At 69.5% G+C, this 8,928-nt stretch carries 7 protein-coding genes, 1 pseudogene and 1 riboswitch; of the genes and pseudogenes, 4 read left to right on the top strand and 4 right to left on the bottom strand.

Annotated features, from left to right (window positions below; translation table 11 throughout):
* The 3 genes and pseudogenes from ACZ4VF_RS37265 to ACZ4VF_RS37255 all read left to right on the top strand — a co-directional run.
* Positions 1-348: pseudogene (locus ACZ4VF_RS37265) on the top strand (sodium:solute symporter); the annotation flags it as partial.
* Between the two features lie 199 nt (positions 349-547).
* A riboswitch (cobalamin riboswitch) is annotated at positions 548-671 on the top strand.
* A gap of 128 nt (positions 672-799) precedes the next feature.
* The gene (locus tag ACZ4VF_RS37260) at positions 800-3,169 is read left to right on the top strand and encodes a ribonucleoside-diphosphate reductase subunit alpha (protein ID WP_467931620.1); all 2,370 of its coding nucleotides are present in this window, start codon (positions 800-802) and stop codon (positions 3,167-3,169) included.
* Positions 3,169-4,182, top strand: a complete 1,014-nt coding sequence (locus ACZ4VF_RS37255) for a ribonucleotide-diphosphate reductase subunit beta (RefSeq protein WP_467931619.1) — start codon at positions 3,169-3,171, stop codon at positions 4,180-4,182. The genes ACZ4VF_RS37260 and ACZ4VF_RS37255 overlap by 1 nt, the downstream gene beginning before the upstream one ends.
* Before the next feature lie 8 nt (positions 4,183-4,190).
* Here ACZ4VF_RS37255 and ACZ4VF_RS37250 read toward each other — a convergent pair whose 3' ends face one another.
* Together ACZ4VF_RS37250 and ACZ4VF_RS37245 are read right to left on the bottom strand one after the other, a co-directional pair.
* Positions 4,191-4,976: a hypothetical protein gene (locus tag ACZ4VF_RS37250; protein ID WP_467931618.1), complete on the bottom strand. Its 786-nt coding sequence runs from the start codon at positions 4,974-4,976 to the stop codon at positions 4,191-4,193.
* Positions 4,977-5,044: 68 nt separating this feature from the next.
* The gene (locus tag ACZ4VF_RS37245; protein WP_467931616.1) at positions 5,045-5,257 is read right to left on the bottom strand and encodes a hypothetical protein; all 213 of its coding nucleotides are present in this window, start codon (positions 5,255-5,257) and stop codon (positions 5,045-5,047) included.
* Between the two features lie 93 nt (positions 5,258-5,350).
* Here ACZ4VF_RS37245 and ACZ4VF_RS37240 point away from each other — a divergent pair, with 93 nt between their 5' ends.
* The gene (locus ACZ4VF_RS37240; RefSeq protein ID WP_467931615.1) at positions 5,351-6,313 is read left to right on the top strand and encodes a GlxA family transcriptional regulator; all 963 of its coding nucleotides are present in this window, start codon (positions 5,351-5,353) and stop codon (positions 6,311-6,313) included.
* 19 nt (positions 6,314-6,332) lie between these two features.
* Here ACZ4VF_RS37240 and ACZ4VF_RS37235 read toward each other — a convergent pair whose 3' ends face one another.
* Both ACZ4VF_RS37235 and cyc1 read right to left on the bottom strand, forming a co-directional pair.
* Positions 6,333-7,712 (bottom strand): bifunctional albaflavenone monooxygenase/terpene synthase, encoded by a 1,380-nt coding sequence (locus tag ACZ4VF_RS37235; RefSeq protein ID WP_467931614.1) that lies wholly within the window; start codon positions 7,710-7,712, stop codon positions 6,333-6,335.
* The gene (gene cyc1, locus ACZ4VF_RS37230) at positions 7,709-8,794 is read right to left on the bottom strand and encodes an epi-isozizaene synthase (protein WP_467931613.1); all 1,086 of its coding nucleotides are present in this window, start codon (positions 8,792-8,794) and stop codon (positions 7,709-7,711) included. Before cyc1 ends, ACZ4VF_RS37235 begins: the two co-directional genes overlap by 4 nt.
* Positions 8,795-8,928: the final 134 nt, after the last annotated feature.

Below are 8,928 nucleotides of genomic sequence, written 5' to 3'. Positions count from 1 at the left end.
CTGGTCGGCGGCCTGTTCACCCGCTGGTTCCACCGCTGGGCCCTGCTGGCCGGCTGGGCGGCCGGCATGGTCTACGGCACCGCCGCCGCCTACGGCATCGCCTCGCCCACGCAGCAGCACTTCGGCGGCAACGCCAAGGAAATCCCCGGCATCGGCGAGATCGGCTACATCGGCCTCACCGCGTTCGTCCTGAACGTCCTGGTCACCGTGGTCCTCACCGTCGTCCTGAAGGCCCTGAAGGCCCCCGAGGGCGTCGACGAGACCCGCCCGGAGGACTACACGGCCGACGCCGGCGACCCCGGGGTCGAGGCGGAACTGCCCCCGGCGACCGCGGGCGCCGGGCACTGACGAACCCGGGAGGGGCAGAAGGAACGACACGCGCGACAGGACACACCCGCAGCGGGCCGCCGACGCACGACCGTCGGCGGCCCGTCGGCGTCCTCGAAGCGCACCGCGGACGGTGTCACGCTCCTCGCCCACGAGTTGACCCTCCGAGAGCAGAGCGGCACAACATCTGGGGGTGCCACGACAAGGCGGCACTAGATGTATGCTCGTGCTCGCTGTCGCCGCAGGGGAATCCGGTGTGAGTCCGGAACTGTCCCGCAACGGTGTACCTGCGTGCATCCGCGCGCCTGTTGAGTCCGACGACCTGCCGACAGCGCACACCCGGCCGTCCGGTCCGGGTGGGTTTCCGAACGTCCGGGCCTCGTGGAGTGGGCCGGTGGACGCGACGCCGTGTGCGCTCGTGGCTGCCCCCTGCCCTCCGCCGGGCCCCGTGCCGAGCGAGGGAGAGCCCCACGTGACCATCGCGCCAGCCGACCCGGCTTCAGTCAGCGAGCTGGAGACCGACGGTCCCGGTGCCGCACTGCTGCGGACCCTGACCGAGCTGACCGCCGACCTGCCCGACGCCGACCCCGGCCGGGTGGCCGCCGCCGCGCTGCGGGGCCGGTCCTCGCGGGCCGACGAGGCGGAGCTGCGTGAGCTGGCCACGGAGGCCGCCGCCGGCCTGATCGCGGAGGACCCCGCCTACTCGAAGCTGGCCGCCCGGCTGCTGACCCTCACCATCCGGGACGAGGCCGCCTCCCAGGGCGTGACCTCCTTCACCGAGTCCGTCGCCGTCGGGCACCGCGAGGGCCTCATCGCCGACCGCACCGCCGAGTTCGTCCGGCTGCACGCCGAGCGGCTGGACGCGCTGGTCGACCGCGCCGCCGACGACCGCTTCGGTTACTTCGGCCTGCGCACCCTCCACAGCCGCTACCTGCTGCGTCACCCCCTCACCCGCAAGGTGATCGAGACGCCCCAGCACTTCATGCTGCGCGTGGCGAGCGGCCTCGCCGAGGACGACACGGCCCGCGCGGTGGACGAGGTCGCGGCGCTGTACGGCCTGATGAGCCGCCTGGACTACCTGCCGTCCTCCCCCACCCTGTTCAACTCCGGCACGCGGCACCCCCAGATGTCGTCCTGCTACCTGCTGGACTCCCCGCTGGACGAGCTGGACTCCATCTACGACCGCTACCACCAGGTCGCCCGGCTGTCGAAGCACGCCGGCGGCATCGGTCTGTCGTACTCCCGTATCCGCTCGCGGGGTTCGCTGATCCGGGGCACGAACGGGCACTCCAACGGCATCGTGCCGTTCCTGAAGACCCTGGACGCGTCCGTGGCGGCGGTGAACCAGGGCGGCCGGCGCAAGGGAGCCGCCGCCGTCTACCTGGAGACCTGGCACTCCGACATCGAGGAGTTCCTGGAGCTGCGGGACAACACCGGTGAGGACGCCCGCCGCACCCACAACCTCAACCTCGCCCACTGGATCCCGGACGAGTTCATGCGCCGCGTGAACGCCGACGAGCAGTGGTCGCTGTTCTCCCCCGCCGACGTCCCCGAACTGGTGGACCTGTGGGGCGAGGAGTTCGACGCCGCCTACCGCAAGGCCGAAGCCGCCGGCCTGGCCAGGAAGACCCTCCCCGCGCGGGAGCTGTACGGCCGGATGATGCGCACCCTCGCGCAGACCGGCAACGGCTGGATGACCTTCAAGGACGCCGCCAACCGCACCGCCAACCAGACCGCCCTGCCCGGCAACGTCATCCACTCCTCCAACCTCTGCACCGAGATCCTGGAGGTCACCAGCGACGGCGAGACCGCCGTCTGCAACCTCGGCTCCATCAACCTCGGCGCCTTCGTGCGCGGTGGTGACATCGACTGGGAGCGGCTGGACGAGACCGTCCGCACCGCCGTCACCTTCCTCGACCGCGTGGTCGACATCAACTTCTACCCCACCGAGCAGGCGGGCCGCTCCAACGCCAAGTGGCGCCCGGTCGGCCTGGGCGCGATGGGTCTGCAGGACGTCTTCTTCAAGCTGCGCCTGCCCTTCGACTCCCCCGAGGCCAAGGCCCTGTCCACCCGGATCGCCGAGCGCATCATGCTCGCCGCGTACGAGGCCTCCGCCGACCTCGCCGAGCGCAACGGCCCCCTGCCCGCCTGGGACCAGACCCGCACCGCCCGCGGAATCCTCCACCCCGACCACTACGACGCCGACCTGACGTGGCCCGAGCGCTGGGACGCCCTGCGCGCGCGCATCGCGGAGACCGGCATGCGCAACTCGCTGCTCCTCGCGATCGCGCCGACGGCCACCATCGCGTCCATCGCGGGGGTGTACGAGTGCATCGAGCCGCAGGTCTCCAACCTCTTCAAGCGCGAGACCCTGTCCGGTGAGTTCCTCCAGGTCAACTCCTACCTGGTGCAGGACCTCAAGGACCTCGGCGTCTGGGACGCCCGCACCCGCGAGGCCCTGCGCGACTCCAACGGATCCGTCCAGGACTTCCGCTGGATCCCGGAGGAGGTCCGCGCCCTGTACCGCACGGCCTGGGAGATCCCCCAGCGAGGCCTGATCGACATGGCCGCCGCCCGCACCCCCTTCCTCGACCAGGCGCAGTCGCTGAACCTGTTCCTGGAGACCCCGACCATCGGCAAGCTCTCCTCCATGTACGCCTACGCCTGGAAGTCCGGGCTGAAGACGACGTACTACCTGCGTTCGCGCCCCGCGACGCGCATCGCCCGTGCCGCCCAGGGCCAGGCGCAGTCCGCCACGCCCATCCCCGTGCAGCAGGCCGCCGACCCCGACGCGATCGCCTGCTCCCTTGAGAACCCCGAGTCCTGCGAGGCCTGCCAGTAATGTCCACCCGTAACACCAACCTGCTCGACCCGGGCTTCGAACTGACCCTCCGTCCGATGCGCTACCCGGACTTCTACGAGCGCTACCGGGACGCGATCAAGAACACGTGGACCGTGGAGGAGGTCGACCTCCACTCGGACGTCGCCGACCTCGCCAAGCTCACGCCCGAGGAGCAGCACCTCATCGGCCGGCTGGTCGCGTTCTTCGCGACGGGCGACTCGATCGTGGCGAACAACCTGGTGCTGACGCTGTACAAGCACATCAACTCCCCGGAGGCGCGGCTGTACCTGTCGCGCCAGCTCTTCGAGGAGGCCGTCCACGTCCAGTTCTACCTGACCCTGCTGGACACCTACCTGCCCGACCCGGACGACCGCGCCGCCGCCTTCGACGCCGTGGAGAACATCCCCTCCATCCGGGAGAAGGCCGGGTTCTGCTTCAAGTGGATCAACGAGGTCGAGAAGATCGACCGGCTGGAGACCCAGGCCGACCGCCGCCGTTTCCTGCTCAACCTGATCTGCTTCGCCGCGTGCATCGAGGGCCTGTTCTTCTACGGCGCCTTCGCCTACGTCTACTGGTTCCGCAGCCGCGGCCTGCTGCACGGTCTCGCCACCGGCACCAACTGGGTCTTCCGTGACGAGACCATGCACATGAGCTTCGCGTTCGACGTGGTCGACACCGTCCGCAAGGAGGAGCCGGAGCTCTTCGACGACCAGCTCCAGCAGCAGGTCACCGACATGCTCCGGGAAGCCGTCGAAGCCGAGCTGCAGTTCGCCCGCGACCTGTGCGGCGACGGCCTGCCCGGCATGAACACCGACTCCATGCGCGAGTACCTCCAGTGCGTCGCCGACCAGCGTCTCACCCGTCTGGGCTTCGCCCCGGTGTACGGCTCGGAGAACCCGTTCTCCTTCATGGAGCTGCAGGGCGTCCAGGAACTGACGAACTTCTTCGAGCGCCGCCCGTCGGCGTACCAGGTCGCGGTGGAGGGCACCGTCGACCTGGACGAGGACTTCTGAGCCGACCGCTACTTCGGCTTCACCGCATCCCCGGCCGACACGACCCGCGCGGTCGTCGTCGTGCCGGGGAAGTACCAGCGCCAGCTGCCCGCCGAGGTGGCGGTGACCTTGGTGCTCAGTTTTCCGGCGTCGCCCGTCCGCACGGTCTTGACCGTGCGGTAGTGGGCGGCGCCGTCCGCTTTGAACTGGAGCTTCACGTCCTGCCCGGTGAACCCGTGGTACTTCAGGTCCTCCCAGTTCGCCCGGGACAGCTTGCCGGTGACGGCCAGCCTGGCGCCCTTGGCCACGGGCTCCGGTGAAGCGTCCGCGGTCAGCTGCGCGGCCCGCTTGACCTTGTACTCGGCGATACGGTCGGAGATCCGGTAGTCGCCGTCGTTCGCCTCGACGGTGGCGTTGACCTGCCAGACGCCGGCCAGCTTGTTGCTGTCCATGTCGTCGCTGTCGCGGATCCAGGCCGGGTCGACCGTCATCGTGGCCGTACACACGGACGTGGTGTGCGACTTCTTCACGCACGAGGTCCCGGTCCAGTCGAAGAAGCCCCAGCCGTGGGTCGTGTTGAAGGTGCTGACGCGCGTCACCCCCTTCACGCCGGAATCGTCCTTGACCGTGAGAGTGATCGGGAACGTGACCTTCTTCGACGTCCCGACGGTCACGGTGTGACCCGTGTTCACCACGGTCTTCACGACGCGGATGTCTCCCCTGCCCTCCGCGTGGGCGCCCGTCGCGGTCAGCAGTGTCAGGGCCGCCGCCCCGCCCGCCAGGGCCCAGGCCGTTCCGGCCGTTCTGCCTCGCATGTGTCCTCCCCTTGTGATCTGCGGGGAGAGGCTACACAGCGGGCGGACAGGGCTCGACCGGATTCCGGTCAGGCGTGACGGGTCACCCGGTGGCGCTTCTCGAGGGGCCCCGCGGTGCCGGCCGGCCGCCCGGCGGCGGTGCGGGGGCGTTCCGCCTCCTTGAGCTGCCGGTCGATGCGCCACTCGCGCAGGGCACCGAGGGCGGACGGGAGGATCAGGAGGACCAGGATCCCCAGGGTCGCGAGCATTCCGATCAGGCCTTCGATCTGGTTTCCGTTCATGGACACCACTGTCGCGCCCGACGCCGCTGTCCGGGAGTGGCAGCACTGCCGTAGACCCTCGAATTACTGCCACCGTCGAGGCACACTGGCAGCATGCTGAAGAACGTGGCCGCCGTGCTGCTGAACGGAGTGCACCCCTTCGAGCTGGGTGTCGTGTGCGAGGTGTTCGGTATCGACCGCAGCGACGAGGGGCTGCCGGTGTACGACTTCGCGGTGGTGTCGGCGGAGGGGCCCGAGCTGGGTACCCACTGCGGCTTCACCGTGTCCACGCCGTACGGCCTGGAGCGGCTGGAGGAGGCCGACCTGATCGCCGTGCCGGCCGGCGAGACCTACGCGGAGCGCGAGTACCCGCCGGAGCTGCTGGCGGCACTGAGGCGGGCCGTGAACCGGGGCACGCGGGTGCTCAGCGTCTGCTCCGGGGTGTTCGTGCTGGCCGCGGCGGGCCTGCTGGACGGGCGGCGGTGCACGGTGCACTGGCACCACGCCGAGCAGCTCGCCCGGCGCTACCCCCGGCTCACGGTCGAGCCGGACGTCCTGTACGTGGACGAGGATCCCGTGATCACCTCCGCGGGCACCGCCGCCGGGATCGACGCCTGTCTGCACCTGCTGCGCAAGGAGCAGGGCCCGGAGGTGGCCAACAAGATCGCCCGCCGGATGGTGGTGCCGCCGCACCGGGACGGCGGACAGGCGCAGTTCATCGAGCGCCCCCTGCCCAAAGCACCCTGCGACACGGTCGGTGAGGTGCTGGCGTGGATGGAGGCCCATCTCGACCAGGAGGTCACGGTCGAACAGCTCGCCGCCCGCGCCCACATGGCGCCGCGCACCTTCGCCCGGCGCTTCCAGCAGGAGACGGGGACCACTCCCTACCGGTGGATCCTGCGGCAACGGGTGCTGCTGGCGCAGGAGTTGCTGGAAAAGACGGACGAGACCATGGACGCCGTCGCCTGGCGCACCGGGTTCGGTACGGCCGCCGCGCTGCGCCACCAGTTCGTCCGCGCGCTCGGGACCACTCCGCACGCCTACCGGCGCGCGTTCCGGGGCCCGCAGGCCGCCTGAGCGCGCGCCGGTACCCGGCCTACCAGGGCATCGCCCGCAGCAGCAGGTTCTGCGGGCGGAGCGTGATGCCCACGCGGGTGGTGTCGTCGGACCCGGCGACCTGCTCGAAGCGGTACTTCGCCGAGATCGCCGCGGTGATCAGGCTCAGCTGGGCCATGGAGAAGTGGTCGCTGGGGCACTTGCGGTTGCCCACGCTGAACGGGTTCATCGCGTACTTCGGTACCTCCTTGGCCCGTTCGGGCCGCCAGCGGTCGGGGTCGAAGTCGAGGTGGCGGGCGTAGGAGCGGGCGTCGCGCTGGATCGCGTAGGGGCTGTAGACGATGTCCGCCCCGGCCGGAATGCGATACCCGCCGAGTGCCGTGTCCGTCACCGCGCGGCGCGTCAATATCCATACGGCGGGCCTGAGCCGCATGGCCTCGACGACCACATTGTTGGTGTGCGTGAGTGAGCGGACGTGCGCGAATCCGACGGGTCGGCCACCGGTCACGGATTCGACCTCGGTCCGTACCTTCTCGGCGTGGTCCGGGTGTTCGGCGAGGACCTGCAGCAGCCACATGATCGTGGACGCGACTGTTTCACTGCCGGGGGTGAGTATCGCGACGACCTGGTCGTGGATCTCCTGTTCCCCGATGGGGTCGCCATTGTCGTCCTTCGCCTCCAGCAATGCCGTCAGCAAATCGTCCGGCTTTTGACCAGATGCCCTCCGCTCGGCGATGATCTCGTCCACCAGCAGATGCAAATCGGCCAGCGCCCGGTTGAATTCGCGGTTGGACGGAAAGGGCAGCCGGTACAGCGGCCCGAGCGGGACGACCATCCGCCGGTACATGCCCCGGAAGACGGTGGCGAGATCGACGCTGAGCCGTTCCGCGCGCTCGTCCATGTACTCGCCCCGCAGCAGGCAGCGGGCGGCGATCCGGACGGCGACGCGGAAGGACTCGGAGGTGCAGTCGATGGTCCCGCCGGGTTTCCAGCGGTCGGTCAGCGCGTGCGCCTCCTCCTCCATGACCGGCCCGTAGTCCGGTATCGCGTCGAGCCGGAACGCAGGCTGGATGGTGCGCCGCTGCCGGCGGTGCCGGGGGCCGTTGGCGGTGGCCACGCCCTCCTTGCCGAGCAGCCCTTCGAGGGACTCCCACAGCGGGCCGTCGATCTTGAAGTCGGGACTCAGGGCCAGGGCTCCGGTGAGCGCCGGCGTGGTGACGGCGTACACCGTCTTGGGGCCGAGCCTCAGGCGTACGACGTCTCCGTGCGCGCGCAGCCCGGACATGAAGGCCAGTGGGTCGCGGACCAGTTTCAGGCCGTGGCCGAGGACCGGTACGGCGCCCTGGGCCAGGGGCGGTTCGCTCAGTGGGGGCGTCCCGGAGGTGCCGGGGGTCTCGGGCCTCACCGACTCGACGGTCATTTCTCACCTGCCGCTTCGTTCGTGACGTACGGGGGCGTGGACCGGTCGTCCCAGCTGTCGACCATGTACCGACCGGACTCGTGGTGGAACCAGTAGACGGAGCTGAACCAGTTGCGCATACTGCCGACGCAGGTTTCGACGGCGGTGCCGAGTTCCTTGCCGCCGACCGTCCCGTCGTCGAGTTCGCGGGCGAACAGCAGGGCTCTCCGCTCGGCCTCGAAGAATTCACCGACGCATTCCTCGACGCGGCGCCTGATGTCGTCCACCGCTTCTTCGAGAGTCAGCCCCGCATGGGTGATGAGACTGATTCCGAGATTGTGCACCTCGTCGCCCGCGATTTCCTTCGGCAGCGAGCAGAGGTCGTTGTACAAGGCGGCGAATTCCTGGCTGAGCAGTGCCGCCCGGCGGTAGGCCGGGTTCTTCCGCACCCGGTCCGGGAGTTCGCACCCCGCACTGGGTTCCAGCAGGTCCGTCCATATCCAGTGCGCGAAGGTGAGACGACGCAGGGCGAGGTACTCCTCGACACCGGGGACGTATCCCTGGGTGCGGTTGCGGAATTCACGGTCGTAGGCCTCGATCACCGCGTGGAAGTGCCGGGCGAACCGCTGGTTCCAGGTGGGCGACAGGAAGCCGTACAGCCGCAGCACGCTGTCCGCGAAGCCCGCCACGACCGGGTCGGGGTGGTGCAGGTGGTGCCTGGGTGCGTCGAGAGCCGTGTGCAGCCGGTGCCGCAGCCGCCGCCAGTCGCCGGTCCGGCCGTGCACGATGTCGCGGTCGTGGCGGTCGTCCCAGACGAAGAACCAGGCGCTGTAGTCGGCTATGGCCTGCAGCACCTCCTCGGGGGCCGAGGTGTAGTAGCCCGCCATGAGGTCGGTGTAGCACAGTCCATCGGCATATTCCCGCACCTTGTCCGCCGGCATGAGCCGTTTATCCAGCAGCCAGCGCCGCGTCTTCTCCTGGAGACGTGGCCAATACGGATGCAGTTGCCGGGGAAAGGCGGACTCGATCACCGGGAGTACCAGTGAGGGTGGGACTACGACCGCCGATGGTGCCGCTGTGGTGCTGCGTGGGAAAGCTTGCACGAACAAACCCCTCTCAGCCGCCAGGAGCGCACACCCCTCCCGTTGTGCCGGGCGTGCGCCGTTGCGTATCCCCGCGCTTCCATTCAGCACCACAACTGACCGCCGTGGGAACGGATTTGCTCCACTCACTACCC

The organism is Streptomyces sp. NPDC029151 (assembly GCF_055564315.1).
The sequence above is the reverse complement of the archived record's forward strand: the minus strand, read 5'-3'. Positions and strand labels throughout refer to the sequence as shown.